Here is a 22,423-nt window from a genome sequence, read left to right on the forward strand (position 1 = left end):
CTCCCTTTTTTATTGTGCTGTACCGAGGAGGAGTGTCCGTTCCACGTGAAACGGACAATGACTCCGGACAGCGGACAGCCGCGGGCGAGGTGTGTTCCCTCAAGCCCAAGTAGACAACGAATACTCAGCTTGCAACCACCCTCCGCATGATCCGCCCGACCTCTGTCCCCTGTATCCACACATCTCGTTAGCGGGTTGCGCCGGCGTATCCACACGCCTGGTTAGCCGGGTTTCGCCGGCGGTTGCGGCCGGGCATGTGTCGTTTCACGTAAACCCTGAGTATGCGAATCAAACACTCGTGTCCGCCTGTACCTTCGGTAGGCTGCGCAGACCTTCCACATTTTTCGGACCCCGCAGACTGCGGGTTGCTCTTCTCGTTCATAGCGGTTGATAGCGCCAGCTAAGGCCGAAGCGCAGCGGTTAGCTGGATCAGGCGTCAGACACTTGAGAACCCGGTGTTTTCCATAGTTTCCTTAATTTGGGCGTGGCATTCGAGCGGCGGCGCGCCAAATCATTCGGACTGCACGGTAGGAACTGCATTCAGTGCGCCGCGGCACCAGTCGGGGAGCGTTTCACGTGAAACGCACGCCGAACCGCAGCCACGATCTCGCCGCTGTCTACGGGCCCAAGTGCTGGCTGCTAATCACTCAAACAGGGAGCAGTCCTTGGCACCACGGCCCACACACCCTGAAGGGGCCCAAGCCAGCGGCGAATACGGCAGGGGTGTGCCTGGCTGTACAGCCCGCACTCCACCAGCACCAGAGCCAGGTCTCGCATCCGGGTCGTGCGACTACATTGACTGGACGGCCCGGATGCTCCTCGGTTCGTTGTCGAACGCAGGCTGCAAAACCGTCTCCTCGCTGACCCGCAAACGGTGGTGCAGGCATAACCTTCCACGTGAAACAGGCTACCTGAGCACCCATGCTGCTCCTCTAAGTCAATACTTGGACCAACGAATGGGGCTCTGGGCTTTCGCTCCGCAGCGGTTCATCCTTTGTACAGCGACAGCTCGCGGCATCGAAAGTACCGTCCACCGTTTAGCCGAGCGTGTGGTCATATCGCCAGAGCAAACTCCCGGCCGTGTGCGTGCAACTCAGTCTTCGCATTATCGCATTCCTAGAGCGGACGATCGGGGCGGACTGTCCTGTGTGACCACACGAAGTCGCGCAAAGACCTCCTCCTTCGCGCGCCTGCTGAGTGCTGTGTGAATGTCTCCCGGCAAGCCACGGCAGGGATCGTTCGCGCGGGAATATGGATGTAGATTACATGCAAATCGCGGATTCGGAGCGGGACGTGCCCCGCACTTGCCTGTTCCGTTTCACGTGAAACGGCGTAACCAATAGGTGTGCGTCAGCCGTGCGGGCGTTCACCCTTGGTCCGCACTCGCGGCTGTGTCATGCAGCCCTCCTCCAGCCCTAGCAGCTCTCCACGAACCGAGCCTCTGACCCCGTGTACCTGGGCCTTGTCTTCCGCTTCTGTTTCACGTGAAACAACCGGGTATATGAGCTGGCCGGTACACCGCCGGGCGAGTTGATCCCATCGGAGGAAGGGAAGTGGGAGGCCGTTGACCGCACGACGCCCTGCGAGGGTATTCATCCCTTACCGCTGTCGTGCTCCACGAGGGCATACTCAACGTAAGCGCCCGAACGCGATGGCGAGCTTGAGACCGGACTGCAAGCAAAGAGGGACGGACCGGCCCCGTGTTCGGGTTATGCCAGCCCTACTTGCAGTTCGAAAGCGGGCCGTTCTGGGCGCACAAAATGCCCAGCCAGAGCCAGCGATCGGACACAAAAAATTTCTGGCAAACCGTTCCACGTGAAACGACCGTGACCGTGTATCTGCTTCAGCTCCTTCCAGAACCGGAGTGAGGTTGGTGGAGGAAGAGGGTTGACGCCATCAGACCTCCTCATCGGACCTCGGCCCGAGCAACATAATCACCGCTCACTTGGTATGTATACGTGAATCGCGGCGGGCTAGAAAGGAGTGCGCTCTCACGCCGTACTGCAGATACTGAACCATGCCGCAGTGGTGCACGCCTAACCAAAGACCGCGGTACATTCACCCACCGCTGGTTCAGCAACTTCAGCCGGCTTTTACGTGGAAGCCAGCCTCTAATCACGCTTCATAGTCCATCAGGCACTGCGCCAGACAGATTGTGAGCAGTTTCTCAGCGACATCTGTCTCAGTGCGCAAGTGAAGGGTCACTACTGATTTCACGTGAAGCTACCCGTCCTCGGTCATCCAGATAGCTTCGTAGACCCACCTGCGTCGGAAAGCTGCGAACGCGGATCCTTACAGTGAGGGTCGAGCTTTCGACTCACAGTAAGTGGTTCTTTGGAATGGCATCCTAACCGCTATGCGCGGGGTGTTTCGCGTGAAACCAGGCGGATCCCCACACGCTGAACGATACCAAGACCGTGCAGGTGACCCCGCGAGAAGCCGACGAAAGCATTCTCAACGGTATCAAGGCAGCGCACCTCACCACTCTCGTTCGCGTTCCCAAACGCCTGACACCGCTGCGAACCCCGCGCAGACAAAGAGAGGGCCCCGTTTCACGTGAAACGGGGCCCTTCACTACGGCGGACTCAGCTCTGCGCCGGATTCAGAACCCCCATGATGCGATTCAAGTCATCAACGCTTGCGAACTCGATGCTAACCCGTCCCTTCTTGGCACCGAGAGTGATCTTGACGCTGGTGTCAAGACGGTCTGAGAGCGATGTCGCCAGGTAGTCGAGGCGCTCGTGTCTCGCGCCTGCACGAGGAGTGGAGGGCTTACTGGGACGACGAAGACCGTCACTCATCGCAACGATCTCCTCGGTCGACCGGACCGAGAGACCTTCGGCCACAATGCGCTGCGCAAGCTTCTCCATCTCAGCCTGGTCAGCCAGACCGAGTAGCGCTCGAGCGTGGCCGGCGCTGAGAACACCCGCGGCCAGGCGTCTCTGCACAAGCGGTGGAAGCTTCATCAGCCGCAGAGTGTTTGAGATCTGCGGCCGCGATCGGCCGATCCGGCTCGCCAGTTCTTCCTGAGAGCAACCGAAATCGTCGAGGAGTTGTTGATACGCGGCAGCTTCCTCAAGCGGATTCAGTTGGCTGCGGTGCAAATTCTCCAATAGCGCGTCTCGTAAAAGATCATCATCGGTGGTGTCCCGAATGATTGCGGGAACCGTTGCGAGTCCGGCTTCCTTCGTAGCGCGCCACCGACGCTCGCCCATGACGAGTTCATACTGCTGTTCTGCACCCTCGGAAGATGCGCGGACAACAATCGGCTGTAGGACTCCGATCTCCCGCACAGAATGTACAAGCTCCGCCATCTCGTCCTCATCGAAGACGGTACGGGGCTGCTTCCGGTTAGGATGGATCGCCTCTACAGGCAGTTCTGCAAACCGAGCTCCGGGGACCTTTTGCAGTGTTTCACGTGAAACGTCGCTTGTGCTTTCGCGTGCATCTGGCGTCGCCACGCGGGTTGTATCCGCTTCCTCAGGTGAAGACCCATTCGCCTTGCGTGCTGACGCGGCGTTGCCGACGCCCTTCCCCTTGGCACTCTTGCTGCTGGCGGCATCACGGGAAGGCGCTCCCTTCCGCCCGGATGACTGTGACCGGCTGCTCGCGCGCTCCGACGGTGCCGTCAAAGCATCCTTGTTGATTGAGGACTTACTTCGCGATCCATTCGTGGACTTCGCGATGGCAGGCTCCGGTGCAGCACCATTCTGGTTGCCGTTCGCGCCCGACGGGAAGAACAGGTCCACTGGGCGGCCGGTGCGCGAGGACGTTGGTTCGCCCAAGCTACCTTCCTGCTCTGCACTACTTGGAATGAGCGCCCCGAGCCCACGACCTAAGCCTCTACGCTTCTCAGGCATTCAAATATTCCTCTCCAATGAGAGCAGACAAACTGCACGAATTGATAATGCGTACAGTCTACTGCGAGCAGCGCACAGAACTGTGGAATGGCTACGCGCGCTCGGCGATTTCTGCGGCCGCCTCCAGGTACGAAAGCGCTCCGCTTGACGACGGGTCATAAGTCAACACCGTTTGTTGGTAGCTGGGAGCTTCCGAAATTCGCACGGAGCGGGGAACTACCGCCCGTAGTACCTGCTGCGGAAAGTGTTCCCTCACTTCGGCTGCAACCTGTGCGGCGAGGTTGGTACGTCCGTCATACATGGTCAGGAGAATCGTGGAGACAACCAGATCAGCATTGAGGTGTTTCTGAATCATCTCGATGTTCTTCAGGAGCTGGCTCAAGCCTTCCAACGCGTAGTACTCACACTGGATGGGGATGAGAACTTCGCGGGCAGCGACGAACGCATTTACCGTAAGCAGGCCAAGGCTGGGCGGACAATCAATAAAGATGTAATCCAGCCTGGCTTCACCGTTGTCCGCTCGTTCCTTGGCATAAAGATCAATCGCACGCCGCAGCCGCTGCTCACGTGCAACCAGTGAGACGAGTTCGATCTCCGCACCCGCGAGATGAATCGTCGCGGGCGCACAGATCAACTTTGGGATATCCGGGCACTGGGCAACCACACTTGCCAATGGGAGATCATCGATGAGCACGTCATAGATGCTGTTCACATCAGCGTGATGCTCGATACCCAATGCGGTTGACGCATTACCCTGAGGATCGATGTCTATGACAAGCACGTTCAGACCGGCGGAAGCCAATGCAGCGGCCAGGTTGACTGTCGTCGTCGTCTTCCCCACGCCACCCTTCTGATTACTCACCGTCAGGATACGGGTCTCAGAAGGTCTGGGGAGTTCACGGCCAAGAAGCTTCTCCCGCCGACGGGTTTCGCTGGCGAGCTCTCGGGCTAAGGGCGTGCTGTCGTCCATGACGTCCATGACGTTCCTTGAGCCTCCGTGGCTGTTCGATTCGGACGCTGGCGCGGGGTCACTCTGTCCGCTGCCAGATCTCGTTTCACGTGAAACGATGCCGGTGTTAATTGGATCTGAAAACACTTCCGGTTGAATATCGGCGATGCTGATCGCGAACGATGAACTCATCACCGACGGAGCGGGCTCGCGCCGAGTGGCTGAATCTTTCGTTGTCACAAGCGTCTCGCTCACTTCCAGGTACCAGGCGGGTTCACTCTAGGTTAGCCGGTCTCGGACTTATCACTGCGGTGACAATCCGCTGTGTTCACAAGTTCCGCTCGCAGCGGCGGATCAGCCGCCAACTACGATCCGGACCACAGTGGTGGGCTCGTCAAGAAAAGCACTTCCCGCAACTTCAACAGTGGTTTCTACACCACCAAGGCGTTTGATGATCTTGGAAGCCTTCGCAACCTCCTCTGCGGCGCTACGGCCCTTGATCGCGAGAACTTCGCCGGCGCCACCAAGGAGCGGCATAGTCATTGCAGCCAGTCCGGACAGCGCCGAAACTGCCCGAGCCGTCACTACGTCCACATTGACCTTGCCTACCGCCTGTTCGGCGCGGCCGCGGAACACCTCGACGTTGTCCAGTCCGAGATCTTCCGTTACCTCACGAAGCCAGTTCACCCTGCGTTCGAGAGGCTCAATGAGCACCAATTGTGCATCCGGGCGCGCTATGGCGAGGGCGAGACCAGGCAATCCAGCACCGCTGCCGACGTCGGCCACACGGGCACTCTCCCTAAGAAACTCCGCAACGACAGCGCAATTCAGGACGTGGCGATCCCACAGTCTGGGAACTTCACGCGGGCCAAGCAAACCGCGTTCAATTCCGGAGGTTGCCAGGTGCTCGACGAATCGTTCAGCTAGCGGTAGACGATCGCTGAAAATGCGCTGGGCCGCTTCGAGCTCTTTGGTTCCAATGGCAACTGCCATTGAGCATCCCACCTTCGAGAATGAACGGGCTAAAGGTCCTAGGAGCCGGCCGAGACTACGATGTGGCGGCTGGAGCCCTCGCCCTCCGACTCGCTGACCATTCCAAGGTCAGCGACAACGTCGTGAACGATCTTTCGCTCGTAGGCGGACATCGGATCAAGAGCGACATCATCGCCACTCTCCTTCACCTTACGCACTGCGCGTTCAGCGATTTCGTGGAGCTCCTTGTTTCTGGTCTCACGAAAGCCGTCTACGTCCAATACGAGCCTCGAACGGTTTTCAGTCGAGGTCAGGACCGATAGACGGGCAAGTTCCTGCAGTGCTTCCAGTACCTCGCCGTCCCGGCCTACCAGGGACTGAAGCCCTCGGGTGTTGCTACCCTCGGACACGATTGAAATGTAGGTGCGACCATTCCTGACCTCGATGTCGATGTCGCCGTCGATATCAGCGATGTCGAGAAGCTCCTCGAGATAGTCAGCGGCGACGTCCCCCTCATCCTCGACGGACTGCGCCGGACTCTCTTCTTCGGCCTCTTCATTCGCGGAATCTATGGTTTCATCCTGCATGTTGTCAGTGCTCATTTGCGTTTCCTGTTCTTGCGCTGAGGCTGTACTCGTTGGGCTCTGGGCTCTACCACTGCCTCAACGGCCGGCTCGGTCTTCTTCTCACCAAGCAGGGGAACCATTGGCAGTCCCTTCTTCGCACGGCGCTCGGCCAGTGCCTTTGCCGCGGGGGATCCCGGGGTAGGCATGCGCCGGATGACGTAGAACTGCTGCACCATGGTCCACAGGTTGGTGGTGGTCCAGTAGATGAGTACGCCGATCGGGAAGTTGATACCGCCGATACCGAACACCAGGGGAAGGATGTAAAGCATGATCTTCTGCTGCCGCATGAACGGGCTCTGCATGGCTTCTTCAGACATGTTCTTGGCCATGATCTGCTTCTGCGTGATGAACTGCGAAGCCGTCATCGCGAGAATCATGATGATTGAAAGAACTGCCACAGAACCGTGGCCTGGAGTACCCCAGCCGTGAAGCAGGGACGAAGAGAGGGGAGCACCGAAGATCTCGGCGGCATCGAATTGTTGAACGTCCTCAACGGTGAGGGCACCAATGCCCTCACCATCTCTACTAGCTGACGAGACACCGTTCAGCACCGTGAACAGCGCGAAGAAGAACGGCATCTGGATGAGGATCGGCAGACAGGCCGCGAAAGGATTGGTGCCATGTTTCTTGTACAGCGCCATCTGCTCCTGCGTCATCGCCTGACGCGAGAGCTGATCCGTCTTCCCCTTGTACTTCTGCTGCAGCTTGCGTAGATCAGGCTGCAGCGCCTGCATGCCACGCTGTGCCTTGATCTGCTTGACGAAGACCGGAATCAGCGCGGCGCGGATGACCACCACGAGGCCGACAATAGACAACGTCCAGGTCCATCCGGAGGCCGCGTCCATGCCGATGAAGGTGAATCCCTCGTGAAAGGCCTGCATGACCCAGGACACCAACCACCGGAACGGCAGGAGAATCGTCTCGAAGAAATCCATAATCTGTTGCTCCTCAGGCCGCTGGGCGGCTTTCCTCATCTGCCGGTATCACGGGGTGATTCAGCACTAGAATTCGCGGCTCGTGGCCCGTCGCGAAGGTACGTCCTCCGGACGGTACGTGGTCAACGCCGCCGTCGTTCCATGGGTGGCAGCGGCACAATCGTCGGGTCGCGAACCAGGAACCCTTCAGCGCGCCATGAACGGTGACTGCTTCAAGCGCGTATGCCGAGCAGGAAGGGAAAAAGCGGCAGACCGAGCCATACAGCGGCGAAACAAGACGACGGTAGGTGGTCAAAAGCCCGATCAGCACAGCTCGCGGTAGCTGGAAAACCCATGCCGGGTTGGACGGCGAATGAACCGTTGTCATTTGCCGTCTCCTTTTCTGCCGATCCTGGTTGACCGCCTGAGGCTTGCAGTCAGGCATCGCTCGAAATCTGAACTAATTTCCGCCCAGCCTGCAGCCGCCGACGACGGTAAGGCCCGGACAACGACATCTAACCCCATTGGCCTCCGACGAAGCGCTACGGCAGCCGCTTCTCTCAGTCTCCTCTTAACGAGGTTGCGGGCAACCGCGTTCCCCACACTCTTCGAAACAATGAAGCCGAATCGGGATGGCGATTCGTCATCGGTTCCCACCGTATATAACACCAAGTTCCGGCACCCTGAACGGGCACCGGAACGAACGGTGTGCGAAAAATCGGTGGCCGTCCGAACTCGGTGGGCGGTAGACAACACCTGGGGCGCTCCGGACGGTCAGGGCGTCGTCAGCGAACGCGACGCCGGCGGACGGGTTAAGCGCTGCTAAGCCGAAAGCTCGGTACGGCCTTTGCCACGGCGCGCAGACAGAATGGCGCGGCCGGCGCGGGTGCGCATGCGAAGGCGGAAGCCGTGCTTCTTGGCACGACGGCGGTTATTCGGCTGAAAGGTCCGCTTGCTCACTGTGATACTCCAGAACGTTCTTGGCATGCGCTGCCGTTGCAACAAGGGGGAAGAACGGATTGGCGCGATGAAGTTGTACATCCACTCTGCGTACCTTCCGTGGGCTGGTCAGCCAGGAGCTGGCAGCGCGGAGGCATGCGAAATGCAGACATATTGGACTACCTAACGTTAGGGCACCGGCGGTTGGCCGGTCAAACCGGCCAACCGTGCTCTTCACGGCTCTTATGTTGCACACCCCGAATTCCTGTGGACAACCACGCAGAATACGTGTTGGGGTGTGCTGGTTCTTACCTCGTGCGGACCTCTTATCCACAAGCGCGTTCCCGGCTATCTTCAGCACTTTTCATCGTCTAGTGTTGCCGGGTGGTGCATTTATCCACGAGCTGTGTATAACTCTGTGGATTCATCAACACCCGGGGCACAACGCAAGCCGTTTCGAACTTCCATTGAGGACGCGAGTGAGTACCGACGAGATCAACGATGTAGGCAGTTCCTGGCGCAAGGTCATCCGTACGCTCGAACAAGACGAGAGGATTTCCCCGCGTCAAAGGGGATTCGTGGTACTTGCCCAAGCCCAGGGACTCATCGGTACAACGCTGCTGGTAGCTGTGCCCAATGAGCTCACGCGCGAAGTTCTGCAGAGTCAGCTCAAAAGCCCACTGAATGACGCGTTACGCGATGTCTTCCGTGAAGAGATCCAGTGCGCCTTCGTCATCGACTCCGACCTCACGCCCGTCATCGAAGAGGAGACCGAGGAGAATTTGGAGGAGACCGCCCAGCGCGAACAGCCGCCGTCGCCCACTCCTCCCAGCAACTCACATGAGTTCGGAAGACTGAACCCCAAGTATATTTTCGACACCTTCGTCATCGGTTCCTCCAACCGCTTCGCCCATGCGGCCGCCGTCGCCGTTGCCGAAGCCCCGGCCAAGGCATACAACCCGCTCTTCATCTACGGAGATTCCGGGCTGGGCAAGACGCACCTCCTGCACGCCATCGGACACTATGCCAGGCACCTCTACACCGGCATTCGGGTGCGCTATGTGAATTCGGAAGAATTCACCAACGACTTCATCAACTCCATTCGTGATGATGAAGGAACCAGTTTCAAGCAGACCTACCGCAACGTCGACATACTGCTGATAGACGACATCCAGTTCCTCTCGGGCAAGGACCGTACCCAGGAAGAGTTCTTCCACACGTTCAACGCGTTACACAACCACAACAAGCAAGTGGTCATCACGTCGGACCTTCCTCCAAAGCAACTTTCCGGGTTCGAAGAGCGGATGCGCTCCAGGTTTGAGTGGGGCCTGCTGACCGATATTCAGCCGCCCGAGCTCGAAACGCGTATCGCCATCCTCCGGAAGAAAGCGATCAGTGAAGGCCTCAGCGCACCCGACGAAGTCCTTGAGTACATCGCTTCAAAGATCTCCACGAACATTCGCGAGCTTGAAGGAGCTCTGATTCGGGTCACCGCTTTCGCGAGTCTCAACCGGCAGGCGGTAGACGAGAACCTCGCCGAAATTGTCCTGAAGGACCTCATTACCGACGACGGCGCCCAAGAGATCACGTCATCGCTGATCATGGCGCAGACCGCCGAGTACTTCAACATCACCCTCGACGATCTCTGCAGCAAGTCGCGCACCCGCACCCTGGTGACCGCACGGCAAATTGCGATGTACCTCTGCCGCGAACTGACCGACATGTCACTCCCGAAGATTGGGCAGGAACTCGGCGGACGCGACCACACCACCGTGATCCACGCCGATCGGAAGATTCGTGAGTTGATGGCGGAGCGACGGGCCATCTACAACCAGGTCACTGAGCTGACCAACCGGATCAAGCACCACCGTAAGGACTGACAGTCCCAACACGGCCGATAAGTCTACGAACCACAGCCATGAAATTAACAGCTGTGGAAAGAACTGTGGATAAAGGGCCATACCCCGTGGACGTTAATGAGGACAACCACCGTAGTGGCTGTGGATCTGCTGAATCCCGACAATTTCATACACAGCCCATGACAGCCGAAGACAGAGCGCATGCACATTCTGTCAACAGGGCAGACCCGCCGGAATGAGCCTGAGCGACCGGTTATCCACAGAATCCACAGGAGTTATTAACACTACTGATCCTTAATCCATGGATCCCTTCCAAATAACATTCCCCCCTCGCCCGGACCACCCATCCGGGATCTACCACCGGGATGGCAGCACGCTAAGCTTTCACTCAGTAGAGTTGTCATTTGCTCACGCCTCCTTGCACCGACTGGAAGTCGAGGATGAGTAGCTTCCCCATGTACCTCGCGAAAGGCGGCACCCTTCAGTGAAATTCCGAGTCGAGCGCGATGTCCTGGCCGAAGCCGTGACCTGGACTGCGCGTTCACTGTCACCTCGTCCTCCTGTGCCGGTGCTATCCGGTCTCCTGATCAAGGCGGGCACCGGCTCGCTTAGCCTCGCCAGCTTTGACTATGAGATTTCGGCACGTCTGGAAATCCCTGCTGACGTTGCCGAAGAAGGCACCATACTCGTATCCGGGCGGCTGCTGGCCGATATCTGTCGAAGCCTGCCCTCGGCGCCGGTCGAGGTCGAAACAGACGGATCAAAAGTCACACTCACCTGCCGCAACAGCCGGTTCAACCTCGCCACAATGCCCGAGGCTGAATATCCTGAACTGCCGAGCCTCCCCGATGTCAGCGGTGTAGTCGACGGAGATGCCTTTGCGGAAGCTGTCTCACAGGTAATCATTGCTGCGAGCCGGGATGACACCCTTCCCATCCTCACCGGCGTCCGCATGGAGATCGAAGAGGATCTCATCACTTTCCTGGCTACGGACCGTTACCGGCTGGCGCTGCGCGAACTCTCTTGGAAGCCGACAAACCCCGGGATCTCCACGAGCGCCCTTGTCAAGGCAAAAACGCTCAGCGAAGTTGCCAAGACACTCGGTGGCTCGGGAGACCTGCAGATTGCACTGTCCGAAAACAGTGAACTCATCGGCTTTGAAAGCGGCGGCCGGCGCACCACGTCGCTGCTGGTTGACGGGGACTACCCGAAGATCCGCTCGCTCTTCCCTGAGAACACACCGATTCACGCCACTGTGGAGACCAGCCTGCTGGTGGAGGCAGTTCGCCGTGTTTCCCTCGTCGCCGAGCGCAATACACCCGTGCGGCTTGCCTTCAGTGCCGGACAAGTGGTGCTCGACGCAGGAACGGGTGAAGATGCGCAGGCCTCGGAAGCGATCGAAGCCAGTCTCGAAGGTGAGGACATCACAGTCGCGTTCAACCCCCACTACCTCAGCGAGGGATTGAGTGCCTTCAGCAGCCGTTTTGTTCGTTTCTCCTTCACCACGCCTCCCAAACCGGCCGTCATCTCGGCACAGGAGGAAGCTACCGGTGAGGACCGCGAGGATTACCGGTACCTGCTCATGCCGGTGAGGCTGCCCAACCAATAGCAGCCAAACCCATCCCACCGAAACCTGGAGGACAGTATGCACATCGGCCTAGTCGGACTCGGAAAAATGGGATACAACATGCGGGAACGGTTGCGTTCCCGCGGCATCGAGGTAACTGGATTCGACCGTAATCCGGAAGTTTCCGACGTCGCCACCCTGGAAGAACTGATTGCACAGGTTCCGGCACCGAGGGTTGTCTGGGTAATGGTCCCCGCCGGTCCGGTTACTGCGCATGTCATCGAGGAGCTCGGCAACAAGCTTTCCGCCGATGATCTGGTGATCGACGGCGGCAATACCAAGTTCAGTACCGATCGGGAACACAGTGAAATCCTGGCGTCGAAGGGTATCTCCTTCCTCGATTGTGGTGTGTCCGGCGGCGTCTGGGGCCTCGAAAACGGATACGGACTCATGGTGGGAGGCCCGGAGGAAGCCGTCGAACGTGTCATGCCGGTTTTTGATGCGCTTCGGCCGGAGGGCAACCGCGAGGAAAGTTTCGTTCACGTCGGTGAATCGGGTGCGGGGCACTATGCCAAAATGATCCACAACGGCATCGAATACGGCCTCATGCAGGCCTATGCGGAGGGGTATGAACTCCTCGAAGCGAAGGACATCATCAAGGATGTTCCAGGTACTTTCCGTGCCTGGCAGAAGGGCACCGTTGTGCGTTCGTGGCTGCTGGACCTGCTGGTGAAAGCCCTAGAGGAGGATCCGAAGCTAAGCAACGTCGGTGCATATGTGGAGGATTCCGGCGAGGGGCGCTGGACTGTTGAGCAGGCCATTGCCAATGAGGTCGCTGCGCCGGCTATCACCGCCGCGCTGTTTGCCCGCTTCAGTTCGCGGCAGGATGAGGCTCCCTCCCTGAAGATGGTTGCCGCGCTGCGTAACCAGTTCGGTGGACACGCGGTGCGTCCGCCGCGCAGTTCCTGATCGAGTTCCGGTGTACGTTCAGCATCTTTCACTGACCGATTTTCGTAGCTACTCCCAACTGGACGTGCCCCTGGAACCGGGTGTCACGGTCTTCATGGGCCCCAACGGCGTGGGTAAGACCAACATTGTTGAGGCGATCGGCTACCTGGCGTCTCTGTCTTCCCACCGGGTCAGTTCGGACAAGCCGCTGATCGCCTTCGATGCTGATCGGGCCCTGGTCCGCGGACGTCTCGTGCGGGGTACACAGGCCACCAGCGTCGAACTCGAAATTAATGGTGAGCGCGCCAACCGCGCACGCATCAACCGCGCCAATCCAGTGCGGGCGAGAGATGCCGCCGGGATTCTTCGTACGGTGCTGTTCGCGCCCGAAGATCTGGCCCTGGTCAAGGGGGATCCGTCCAATCGGCGCCGATTCCTGGATGAGTTGATGGTGCAGCTGGTTCCGCATCACGCCGGCATCCGTGCTGACTACGAGCGTGTCCTGAAACAGCGCAATGCCCTGCTGAAATCTCTGCGCGGCGGCCGGTTGACCGCTGCGCACGAGGCAACGCTCGAAGTGTGGGATCAGCACCTCGCTACCGTCGGGTCGCAACTCCTGCACGCCCGTCTCGGCGTCCTCACCCGCCTGCTGCCCCATATTCAGAAGGCATATGCCGAGCTCACCGATGGGTCGAAGAACGCTCAGGCCGCGTACCGTTCATCCCTCGCCGGCCCCGCGGCAGAGGACGACGGCGCGCCCACCCTTCCCGCGGAAGACTTCACCGGACTCAGCATCCCGGAACTGACGGAAAGGTTCCTCACGGCGATCAGCGAGAACCGACGTCGTGAAACGGAACGCGGAATTTCGCTGATCGGGCCACATCGGGACGAGGTCGAACTGATGCTCGGCCGCGCCCTGGTGAAGGGCTACGCATCGCATGGAGAAACGTGGTCCATGGCTCTGGCATTGCGCCTTGGCTCCTATTACCTACTTTCGGAGGACGATCCGACACCCGGCTCCACCCCGGTGCTGATCCTCGATGACGTTTTTGCCGAGCTGGATGCTGACCGGCGGAGCCGGCTCGCATCCATCGTCGCCGGCGCCGAGCAGGTGCTCGTCACGGCGGCGGTTGGCGAGGATGTGCCTCCGGCGCTGGAAGGCCGCCAGCTCGTCGTCGTTCCCGGAGGCTTCAGTGAAGCACCGTCCTGAGGAGAACCAGAACGACGACGGCGCCCCCCAACAAGGCGCACCCGGCAGGGACGCTGCCCCCGAGGACGCGCCGCGGTTGCTGTTGAACCGCCTGAGGGATGCCTCGCTGGCACGCGGCGACGCCCGGGTGCCGGCTGCGCGCCGTCGTCGTTCCGGTCAGGCTTCCCGCCGGGAGTTACCTGGGGAGTCCTATGCGGGGCGGGACCCACAGGGGCTTGGAACTGTGTTCGGCAGGCTGTTGAGTGAGCGCGGATGGAATTCGCCGGTCGCCGTGGGATCTGTAATGGCGCGTTGGGCGGAGCTTGTGGGTACGGATATCGCCGCGCACTGTGTTCCCGAGAGCTTCCATGAAACTACGGTCCTGGTGCGGTGTGATTCCACGGCGTGGGCTACGCAGCTTCGCTTGATCAGCTCCGAGCTGATCCGCCGGTTCGACCACGAACTCGGGGCAGGCGTCGTTACCGCGATGACAATTGTGGGGCCGTCGGCGCCGTCCTGGCGCAAGGGTGGCAGAACGGTTCGCGGACGTGGTCCGAGGGACACCTACGGATAGCGGTCGACGTCCGCGTGCCGCGCTCCGGTGAGCGCCGTACAGCGCCAACCGGACCCCAGCGGACGTATACGCCCCCACGCGACCCCCTGCTGAGAGCTTAAATGGCGCTTTATTCGGCGTTAGGGGCCTGTTCAGGCCGTCCTCCCGGCTTCCGCACGGTAGAATGGAAGCCGCAGGCATTCCTTTTCGGGATGCCTTCATTCTGAGACCAGACAATGAGGAGTCGCAGCGCCCGTGGCTAACGACAACGTAGCGGAATCTGCCGGAACGCCGGAAGACGGCACCGGCACACCCAGAGGTTACGGCGCGAGTGACATCACCGTCCTTGAAGGTCTGGAGGCGGTTCGTAAGCGGCCCGGTATGTACATCGGATCAACCGGTCCGCGCGGCCTTCACCACCTCGTGTACGAGGTTGTGGATAACTCTGTGGATGAGGCACTTGCAGGGTACTGCGACCACATCCGGGTGACGCTGCTCGAGGATGGCGGAGTCCGGGTTATCGACAACGGGCGCGGTATTCCCGTGGACATGCATCCCACGGAGGGTAAGCCCACCGTGGAAGTGGTCATGACCATCCTTCACGCCGGCGGCAAGTTCGGCGGCGGCGGATACGCGGTTTCCGGTGGCCTACACGGCGTCGGTATCTCGGTGGTGAACGCCCTCTCAGCCCGCGTTGACACGGAAATCCGGCGTCAGGGCCATGTCTGGCGCCAGTCCTTCGAGGATGGCGGAAAGCCGGTCGGCCAACTCCAGAAGGGTGAAGAAACCGAGACTACCGGGACCACCCAGACCTTCTACCCGGACTCCACCATCTTCGAGTCGGTCGAGTTCGATTTCGAGACCCTCCGCGCGCGCTTCCAGCAGATGGCGTTCCTGAACAAGGGCCTCCGGATCAGCCTTGTGGATGAACGGGTTCCCGAGGTGGAAACCGAGGAGATCACGGACACCGCGCATGCAGAGGCGGAGAAGTCCGAGGAGAATAAACACCGGCACATCGAGTACCTGTATGAGAACGGTCTTCTTGACTACGTCAAACACCTGAATTCGTCGAAGCGGGTGGATGTCATCCACGATGACGTCATAGCGTTCGAGACCGAGGATGCGGACAAGTCGATTGCCGTCGAAATGGCCATGCAGTGGACCACCGCTTACTCGGAAAGCGTGCATACCTACGCCAACACCATCAATACCCACGAGGGCGGAACCCACGAAGAAGGTTTCCGCGCGGCGATGACGTCCCTCATCAACCGCTATGCCCGCGAGAAGAACATCATCAAGGAGAAGGATGACAACCTGACCGGTGATGACATCCGGGAGGGACTCACCGCCGTCATCTCCGTGAAGCTGTCCGAGCCGCAGTTCGAAGGACAGACCAAAACCAAGCTGGGAAACTCCGAGGCAAAGGGGTTTGTCCAGCGTGTTGTTACGGATCAGCTTGGGGACTGGCTGGAACGCAATCCCGGGCCGGCACGCGATGTAATCCGGAAGTCGATCCAGGCCGCGCAGGCCCGTCTTGCCGCCCGCAAGGCACGCGAGTCGACCCGCCGCAAAGGGCTCCTCGAATCCGGCGGAATGCCCGGAAAGCTGAAGGACTGCCAGTCCAAGGATCCGTCGAAGTCCGAGATCTACATTGTGGAGGGTGACTCTGCAGGTGGTTCCGCCGTCCGCGGCCGGAACCCGGAAACGCAGGCAATCCTGCCACTGCGCGGGAAGATCCTGAACGTGGAGCGGGCCCGGCTCGACCGAGCGCTGAGCAACAGTGAAGTACAGGCCATGATTACCGCCTTCGGTGCGGGAATCGGAGAGGACTTCGACGTCGAGAAGGCCCGCTATCACAAGATCGTGCTGATGGCCGATGCTGACGTCGACGGCCAGCACATCACCACTCTTCTGCTGACCCTGCTGTTCCGGTATATGCGTCCCCTGATCGAACACGGCTACGTTTACCTGGCCCAGCCGCCGCTGTACCGCATCAAGTGGTCCAATGCCGCCCACTCCTACGTGTACAGCGACCGTGAGCGGGACGAAACCATCAAGATCGGCCTCGCAAACAACCAGCGGCTCCCCAAGGACAACGGGATCCAGCGGTACAAGGGTCTTGGCGAGATGGATTACACCGAGTTGTGGGAAACCACCATGGACCCGGATCACCGTACGCTCCTTCAGGTCACCATGGACGACGCCGCGGCTGCAGACCAGATTTTCTCGGTGCTCATGGGCGAAGACGTGGAATCCCGCCGCAACTTCATCCAGCAGAACGCCAAGGACGTACGTTTCCTCGACATCTGACCGGCTCACCCCCACCGGCTTGTACGCGGCCTCTCGCGTCCGGGCTCCTGACCTAAGCATTCACGAACGGAATGAACTAGATGAGTGACGAAGAAACACCTGAAACTCCCGGCGATGAGACGCCCGTTGAGGGTGCTTTGTTGACTGACCGTGTTGAGCAGGTGGACCTGCAGACCGAGATGCAGCGCTCCTATCTGGACTACGCCATGGCCGTCATTGTTGGTCGGGCGCTGCCGGATGTCCGTGACGGGCTGAAACCGGTGCACCGCCGCGTTCTGTATGCGATGTTCGACGGCGGCTACCGTCCGGACCGCTCCTTCAACAAGTGTGCGCGCGTGGTCGGCGAAGTCATGGGCCAGTACCACCCGCACGGTGACAGCGCGATCTACGATGCGCTGGTTCGCTTGATCCAGGACTGGACCATGCGGTACCCGCTGGCTCTTGGCCAGGGTAACTTTGGCTCGCCCGGTAACGACGGCGCAGCGGCACCCCGCTATACCGAGACCAAGATGGCGCCGCTCGCCATGGAAATGGTCCGGGACATCGACGAAGAAACCGTCGATTTCCAGGACAACTACGACGGCAAGAACCAGGAACCCACGATCCTGCCGTCCCGGTTCCCGAACCTGTTGGTCAACGGTTCCTCCGGCATTGCCGTGGGTATGGCAACCAACATCCCTCCGCATAACCTTCGTGAGGTTGCCGACGGTGTGCAGTGGTACCTCCAGAACCCGCAGGCCAGCAAGGAAGAACTGCTTGAGGCGTTGATCCAGCGCATCAAGGGCCCCGACTTCCCGACCGGCGCACAGATCCTCGGCCACAAGGGCATCGAAGATGCGTATCGGACCGGCCGCGGCTCGGTCACCATGCGCGCCGTCGTCAATGTCGAGGAAATCCAGGGCCGTACCTGCCTGGTGGTTACCGAGCTGCCGTACCAGGCAAACCCGGACAACCTCGCTATCAAGATCGCGGACCTGGTGAAAGACGGCAAGGTCTCCGGCATAGCCGATCTCCGCGACGAGACCTCAGGCCGCACCGGACAGCGCCTGGTGATCGTTCTAAAGCGCGACGCCGTGGCGAAGGTGGTGCTCAACAACCTCTATAAGCACACGCAGCTCCAGGATAACTTCAGCGCCAATATGCTGGCCATCGTTGACGATGTACCGCGGACCCTCAGCCTCGATGCGTTCATCCGCCACTGGGTAACTCACCAGCTCGAAGTCATTGTCCGGCGAACCCAGTACCGCCTTCGCAAGGCCGAAGAAGCAGCCCATATCCTGCGTGGTTTACTCAAGGCACTGGATGCGCTGGATGAGGTTATTGCCCTGATTCGGCGGTCCTCCACCGTTGAAGATGCCCGCAACGGCCTGATGGGCCTGCTTGAGATTGACGAGATCCAAGCGCAGGCGATCCTCGATATGCAGTTGCGGCGCCTGGCTGCCCTCGAACGGCAGAAGATCCAGGACCAGCACGCAAAGCTCGAGACCGAAATCGCCGAGTACAAGCGGATCCTTGCCTCGGAGGAACAGCAGCGGGAAATCGTCTCGACTGAACTCCAGGAGATCGTCGACAAGCACGGCGATGACCGGCGTACCGAGATTCTCATGGGCTACGACGGCGACATGAGCATGGAAGACCTCATTCCCGAAGAGGAAATGGTGGTGACCATCACCCGGGGCGGCTACGTGAAGCGCACCCGGAGCGATAACTACCGTCAGCAGGCGCGCGGCGGCAAGGGCATCCGCGGGGCACAGTTGCGTGGGGACGACGTCGTCGAGCATTTCTTCGTCACCACCACACACCACTGGCTACTGTTCTTCACGAACCTCGGCAGGGTCTACCGTGCAAAGGCCTATGAGCTGGTCGAAGCGGCACGCGATGCCAAGGGCCAGCACGTGGCAAACCTGCTGGCATTCCAGCCTGACGAGTCAATCGCGCAGGTACTTGATCTGCGCGACTACCAGCAATCGCCGTACCTCGTGCTCGCCACGAAGCGCGGTCTCGTGAAGAAGACGCGCCTGGAGGATTACGACACCAACCGCACGGCCGGCGTCATCGCCATCAACCTCCGCGACGGCGATGAACTGGTTTCAGCGCAGCTGGTTTCTGAGAGTGATGACATGATGCTCGTCTCGCGTAAGGGACAGTCCCTGCGCTTCAGTGCCACCGATGAGGCGCTACGTCCGATGGGCCGTGCGACCTCGGGGGTCACCGGCATGAAGTTCCGTGCGGATGACGAACTGCTCGCGGCAAACGTGGTCAGTGACGACTCCTACGTATTCATAGTCACGGAAGGCGGCTTCGCAAAGCGCACAAAGGTCGATGAGTACCGGGTACAGGGCCGCGGAGGCCTGGGTATCAAGGTGGCCAAACTGGCTGAAGAGCGTGGAGACCTGGTTGGTGCGCTCATTGTGCAGGACGAGGATGAGGTCCTGGTTGTCATGGGCGGCGGAAAGGTTGTCCGTTCGGCTGTGGCCGGTGTGCCGGCAAAGGGCCGCGACACCATGGGCGTGATCTTCGCCAAGCCCGACAAAGCCGACCGCATCATCGCGGTTGCACGTAACACCGAGCGCGGCCTGACCGGAACTGACGCCGCTGTTGAAACGGCCGTGGTGGAAGCAGAATCTGCGCCGGACGCGGTCGATGAAGTACCGTTGACTTCAGCAGAAACGGCTGAGCCGGAGGCTGAGTCAACCAATAATGGAGGTACCGAGTGAGTTCGACAAACTCAAATCCGCGCGCGACAGCGGGTAATTCCGTGCGGTCGTCCGGCAGCGGACCTCGGGTAAACGCACCTGCACGGCCGACGCAACGGCCGGCGTCGTCGTCATCGGCTCGGCCGGGAAGCCGTCCGGGGCTGGTGAAGCCGGCTCCGAAGGCGAAGGCACGCAAGGCGCGCCTGCTCGTCAGCAAGGTGGACCCGTGGTCGGTGCTGAAGATGTCCTTCCTGCTCTCCGTTGCACTGGGCATTGTGACAGTTGTAGCGGCGATCGTCATCTGGACTGTTCTGGACCTCACCGGCATCTTTGACCGCGTGAACCAGCTGCTCGGTGAGATTGCAGGCTCGGAGGGTGCCGGCTTCGATTTGCGGCAGTTTGCCTCGCTCGGCCAGGTGGTGTCTTTTGCCACAATCATCGCTGTCGTCAACGTTGTGCTGTTGACCGCGCTGGCCATGTTGTCCGCGGTGCTGTACAACATTTCGTCCACACTTGTGGGCGGAATTGGGGTAACACTTACGGACGACTAGAGGACATTTCCTCATCGGCTTCGAATTTGTTGATTGCTGAGGGGCTGCTGTAAAGTCGTATCTCGGCCCGATGAGGTATCGGGGCGTATAGCTCAGGCGGTTAGAGCGCTTCGCTGATAACGAAGAGGTCCCAGGTTCAAGTCCTGGTACGCCCACGGATCCTGAAACCGGCAGGAAACTGCATAGGAGGAACACTGTGAAAAAGTTGCTGTTAGCAGCAGCCGCTGTCGCGGGGGTCTTCGCCTACAAACGGTGGCAGGAGTCCGAGAAGGACAAGGAAGTGTGGAGCAAGGCGACCGATCCGGTCGAATAAATCTCCACCGTCCTGATCCACTCTGTCGATCGAGTACAATTGACATGTAGTTTCGGGGGCATGGCGCAATTGGTAGCGCACCTGCTTTGCAAGCAGGGGGTTCGGGGTTCGAGTCCCCGTGCCTCCACCGAAAGAGAAGGGTCCCAGCCGGAAGGCTGGGGCCCTTCTCGCTTTCGGTCAGGAGTTCCCCAACCGTCGAATAGGTTTACCTCGTGACCATTTTCCTCTGTGTCATCGGCGTTCTCGGAGTTGCCGCCTCCGGCCCGATCATGGCGGCTACCGCTGCTCCTGCGCTCGTTATTGCCTTCTGGCGCAACGCCTTCGGTGCCGTGCTGATGGGGGCTCCATCGGTGGTCGGCAGGCGCGGAGAGTTCGCGAACCTCAAGGCACAGGACTACCGGCGCCTGGTGATCGCCGCCGTCGCACTCGCCCTCCACTTCGCCTGTTTCATTACCGCACTCAAACTCACCTCTGTAGCTGCGGCAACCGCGCTCGTCTGTCTACAGGTGGCGTGGGTGGCACTGTTCTCGGCCATTCGCGGCAACCGCCCGGCCCCCGCCGTGGTGGGTGGCCTGACCGTGGCGCTAGCGGGCGTCGTCGTCATCACGGGGTTCGATTTGACGTTGTCATCGGACGCCATCATGGGTGACCTGCTCGCGGTGGCCGGAGGTGCATTCGCTGCCGTATACATGATGGCCGGGGCCGAGCTGAGGCGCACTTTGTCGACTGGAACCTACACGACACTTTGCTTCGGTGGCTGCGCCCTGGTGCTCCTGGGCATGTGTTTGGCGTTCAGACAACCATTGGTGGACTTTCCGCCGCTTGCGTGGGTGGGCATTATCGGTGTGACTATTGTTGCGCAGCTCATCGGGCATGCTGTGTTCAACCACCTGCTCGCGGTCATCAGCCCGCTGGTGGTCTCGATGATCATCCTCCTTGAGATCCCCGGGGCTACAATCCTCGCGGCGATCTTCCTCGGTGAGCAGCTGCCCGCCGGCACCTACGTAGGACTGGCAATTATCCTTGTGGGGCTCGCCGTCGTGGTGAGAGGACAGGGCCGACGACGGCGTGCGGACGTTGCCCCTGAAGACGCCGCGCAACCGCCCGCCTTGGGCGGCGGCTAGCGCTGGGGCGCGCCCATCCTGCCTGTCCGGGCCGTGTGGACTGCGCGCAGGACCTTCGCGGGGTAGTAGATGGACATGAAGATCAGCATCGGAATTTTGAGCACGCGCTGATTGACCTCGTGCGCCCGGTACGTCCTGTCGAATCGCGTGACATAGTAGCGGTAGTCTTTCGGCGAATCCTCGAGGCGCCGCGCCGACATACCGCTGACCATGCCCGGGATATAGCGGATCACGAGATCCTGCTCGGCGAGGTGCAGCGAGAGGTCAATGTCCTCATGCATCTCGTCCCGCTCGTCCCGGCAGGTGGAGCTGCGGATTTGTTCCCAGGCTGTCCGGCGCAGTGCCATATTGGAGCCGAATAGGAAGTGGTATTGGTTGCGCGCAAGCTTCAGCACCAACTGCCGCATCTTGTCGTCGGCTTTGAGACCCCAACGGCGCATCGGCATGTCGTAATAGACCACCGGGCCCGTTGTCGCGGCTACAGCCGTGTCCGTGAAACCTGCCTGCACGGTTTCGACCCAGTCGGGTTCCAGGACAGAATCGGCGTCGATCCGTCCGAGTACGTCGCCGGTCGCCTGATTCAGTCCGTGGTTGCGGGTGGGGATGAGCCCCTGCTCCTCGTTCTGCTCGAGCAGCTTGATGGGACTCTCGGGATACTCCAGCTGCATCTGGCGGACTATGTCAGCGGTGCGGTCCGTGGACTTGTTGTCCACCACCAGGATCTCGTGAGCCGGCATGGACTGGTAGATAGCGGCAATGAGGCATTGCCGAATGACGCTTTCCTCGTTGTACGCCGGTATCACAATGGATACGGTCGGCTTGGCGGGCTGCACGGCGGTAAATCTATCACCAGCATCAACGGGTCATCGCTCCAACACAAAGAAAGCGGGAAAGATCCTCCGTAGGGTGGATCTTTCCCGCAATTCTCGCGAAGCGCAGGGCTAGCCCGGGATTTTCATCGGGGTTGTGTGCTGGCGCGTGTTTAAGCGGGGAAAGGGTGCTCTGACTTGGGAAAATGGTGGTGTCTAGGCATCATTTTCGAGTCTTGAGGGA

The 22,423-nt window shown here is 60.1% G+C and carries 19 protein-coding genes and 2 tRNA genes; 12 read left to right on the forward strand and 9 right to left on the reverse strand.

The genetic code is table 11. The annotated features are described in order from the left end of the window. Positions 1-2,585: 2,585 nt before the first annotated feature. The 8 genes from ACX80C_RS13650 to rpmH all read right to left on the reverse strand — a co-directional run bounded on the left by ACX80C_RS13650 (position 2,586) and on the right by rpmH (position 8,281). A complete protein-coding gene (locus ACX80C_RS13650) occupies positions 2,586-3,860 on the reverse strand; it encodes a ParB/RepB/Spo0J family partition protein (RefSeq protein ID WP_459326998.1) in 1,275 nt (424 codons plus the stop codon). Positions 3,861-3,951: 91 nt separating this feature from the next. Next, positions 3,952-5,049, reverse strand: a complete 1,098-nt coding sequence (locus ACX80C_RS13655) for a ParA family protein (protein WP_459327017.1) — start codon at positions 5,047-5,049, stop codon at positions 3,952-3,954. 114 nt (positions 5,050-5,163) lie between these two features. Further along, positions 5,164-5,802 carry a 16S rRNA (guanine(527)-N(7))-methyltransferase RsmG gene (rsmG, locus tag ACX80C_RS13660; protein WP_459326999.1) on the reverse strand — a complete coding sequence of 213 codons (639 nt, stop codon included), beginning with the start codon at positions 5,800-5,802 and terminating at the stop codon, positions 5,164-5,166. A gap of 38 nt (positions 5,803-5,840) precedes the next feature. Next, positions 5,841-6,383 (reverse strand): Jag family protein, encoded by a 543-nt coding sequence (locus ACX80C_RS13665; RefSeq protein ID WP_459327000.1) that lies wholly within the window; start codon positions 6,381-6,383, stop codon positions 5,841-5,843. Then, positions 6,380-7,342, reverse strand: coding sequence for a membrane protein insertase YidC (gene yidC / locus ACX80C_RS13670; RefSeq protein WP_459327001.1), 963 nt, complete (start codon positions 7,340-7,342; stop codon positions 6,380-6,382). The genes ACX80C_RS13665 and yidC overlap by 4 nt, the downstream gene beginning before the upstream one ends. A gap of 13 nt (positions 7,343-7,355) precedes the next feature. Beyond that, a complete protein-coding gene (yidD, locus tag ACX80C_RS13675; protein WP_459327002.1) occupies positions 7,356-7,709 on the reverse strand; it encodes a membrane protein insertion efficiency factor YidD in 354 nt (117 codons plus the stop codon). Then, a complete protein-coding gene (rnpA, locus tag ACX80C_RS13680; RefSeq protein WP_459327003.1) occupies positions 7,706-8,077 on the reverse strand; it encodes a ribonuclease P protein component in 372 nt (123 codons plus the stop codon). The genes yidD and rnpA overlap by 4 nt, the downstream gene beginning before the upstream one ends. Positions 8,078-8,143: 66 nt before the next feature. Continuing rightward, complete coding sequence (gene rpmH / locus ACX80C_RS13685) at positions 8,144-8,281, reverse strand: 50S ribosomal protein L34 (protein WP_022892375.1); 138 nt, start codon at positions 8,279-8,281, stop codon at positions 8,144-8,146. A 458-nt stretch (positions 8,282-8,739) separates the two neighbouring features. Here rpmH and dnaA point away from each other — a divergent pair, with 458 nt between their 5' ends. The 12 genes from dnaA to ACX80C_RS13745 all read left to right on the forward strand — a co-directional run bounded on the left by dnaA (position 8,740) and on the right by ACX80C_RS13745 (position 21,370). After that, positions 8,740-10,140, forward strand: coding sequence for a chromosomal replication initiator protein DnaA (dnaA, locus tag ACX80C_RS13690; RefSeq protein WP_459327004.1), 1,401 nt, complete (start codon positions 8,740-8,742; stop codon positions 10,138-10,140). A gap of 463 nt (positions 10,141-10,603) precedes the next feature. Beyond that, positions 10,604-11,728, forward strand: coding sequence for a DNA polymerase III subunit beta (gene dnaN / locus ACX80C_RS13695; protein ID WP_167995485.1), 1,125 nt, complete (start codon positions 10,604-10,606; stop codon positions 11,726-11,728). Between the two features lie 36 nt (positions 11,729-11,764). Further along, a complete protein-coding gene (gene gnd / locus ACX80C_RS13700) occupies positions 11,765-12,655 on the forward strand; it encodes a phosphogluconate dehydrogenase (NAD(+)-dependent, decarboxylating) (RefSeq protein ID WP_459327005.1) in 891 nt (296 codons plus the stop codon). A 10-nt stretch (positions 12,656-12,665) separates the two neighbouring features. Then, the gene (gene recF / locus ACX80C_RS13705) at positions 12,666-13,844 is read left to right on the forward strand and encodes a DNA replication/repair protein RecF (RefSeq protein WP_459327006.1); all 1,179 of its coding nucleotides are present in this window, start codon (positions 12,666-12,668) and stop codon (positions 13,842-13,844) included. After that, on the forward strand, positions 13,828-14,397 hold the full coding sequence (locus ACX80C_RS13710) for a DUF721 domain-containing protein (RefSeq protein WP_459327007.1): 570 nt from the start codon (positions 13,828-13,830) through the stop codon (positions 14,395-14,397). The genes recF and ACX80C_RS13710 overlap by 17 nt, the downstream gene beginning before the upstream one ends. A gap of 234 nt (positions 14,398-14,631) precedes the next feature. Then, on the forward strand, positions 14,632-16,686 hold the full coding sequence (gene gyrB, locus ACX80C_RS13715; RefSeq protein WP_459327008.1) for a DNA topoisomerase (ATP-hydrolyzing) subunit B: 2,055 nt from the start codon (positions 14,632-14,634) through the stop codon (positions 16,684-16,686). 80 nt (positions 16,687-16,766) lie between these two features. Further along, entirely contained in the window at positions 16,767-19,403 is a 2,637-nt protein-coding gene (gyrA, locus tag ACX80C_RS13720) for a DNA gyrase subunit A (protein WP_459327009.1), read from the forward strand. After that, positions 19,400-19,933 carry a DUF3566 domain-containing protein gene (locus ACX80C_RS13725; protein WP_167995491.1) on the forward strand — a complete coding sequence of 178 codons (534 nt, stop codon included), beginning with the start codon at positions 19,400-19,402 and terminating at the stop codon, positions 19,931-19,933. Before gyrA ends, ACX80C_RS13725 begins: the two co-directional genes overlap by 4 nt. Positions 19,934-20,014: 81 nt before the next feature. Then, a tRNA-Ile gene (locus tag ACX80C_RS13730) sits at positions 20,015-20,088 on the forward strand. A gap of 41 nt (positions 20,089-20,129) precedes the next feature. After that, complete coding sequence (locus tag ACX80C_RS13735; protein WP_459327010.1) at positions 20,130-20,246, forward strand: DLW-39 family protein; 117 nt, start codon at positions 20,130-20,132, stop codon at positions 20,244-20,246. Between the two features lie 54 nt (positions 20,247-20,300). Then, positions 20,301-20,373, forward strand: a tRNA-Ala gene (locus tag ACX80C_RS13740). Between the two features lie 85 nt (positions 20,374-20,458). Then, positions 20,459-21,370: a DMT family transporter gene (locus ACX80C_RS13745; RefSeq protein ID WP_459327011.1), complete on the forward strand. Its 912-nt coding sequence runs from the start codon at positions 20,459-20,461 to the stop codon at positions 21,368-21,370. Here ACX80C_RS13745 and ACX80C_RS13750 read toward each other — a convergent pair. Next, positions 21,367-22,203 (reverse strand): glycosyltransferase family 2 protein, encoded by an 837-nt coding sequence (locus ACX80C_RS13750; protein ID WP_459327012.1) that lies wholly within the window; start codon positions 22,201-22,203, stop codon positions 21,367-21,369. The genes ACX80C_RS13745 and ACX80C_RS13750 overlap by 4 nt on opposite strands. Positions 22,204-22,423: the final 220 nt, after the last annotated feature.

The organism is Arthrobacter tecti, from assembly GCF_054511355.1.

Coding starts and splice junctions, on each gene's coding strand:
- ACX80C_RS13650 (WP_459326998.1), bottom strand. CDS start 3,860: ATGCCTGAGAAGCGTAGAGGCTTAGGTCGTGGGCTCGGGGCGCTCATT.
- yidC (WP_459327001.1), bottom strand. CDS start 7,342: ATGGATTTCTTCGAGACGATTCTCCTGCCGTTCCGGTGGTTGGTGTCC.
- ACX80C_RS13665 (WP_459327000.1), bottom strand. CDS start 6,383: ATGAGCACTGACAACATGCAGGATGAAACCATAGATTCCGCGAATGAA.
- gyrA (WP_459327009.1), top strand. CDS start 16,767: ATGAGTGACGAAGAAACACCTGAAACTCCCGGCGATGAGACGCCCGTT.
- rsmG (WP_459326999.1), bottom strand. CDS start 5,802: ATGGCAGTTGCCATTGGAACCAAAGAGCTCGAAGCGGCCCAGCGCATT.
- yidD (WP_459327002.1), bottom strand. CDS start 7,709: ATGACAACGGTTCATTCGCCGTCCAACCCGGCATGGGTTTTCCAGCTA.
- gnd (WP_459327005.1), top strand. CDS start 11,765: ATGCACATCGGCCTAGTCGGACTCGGAAAAATGGGATACAACATGCGG.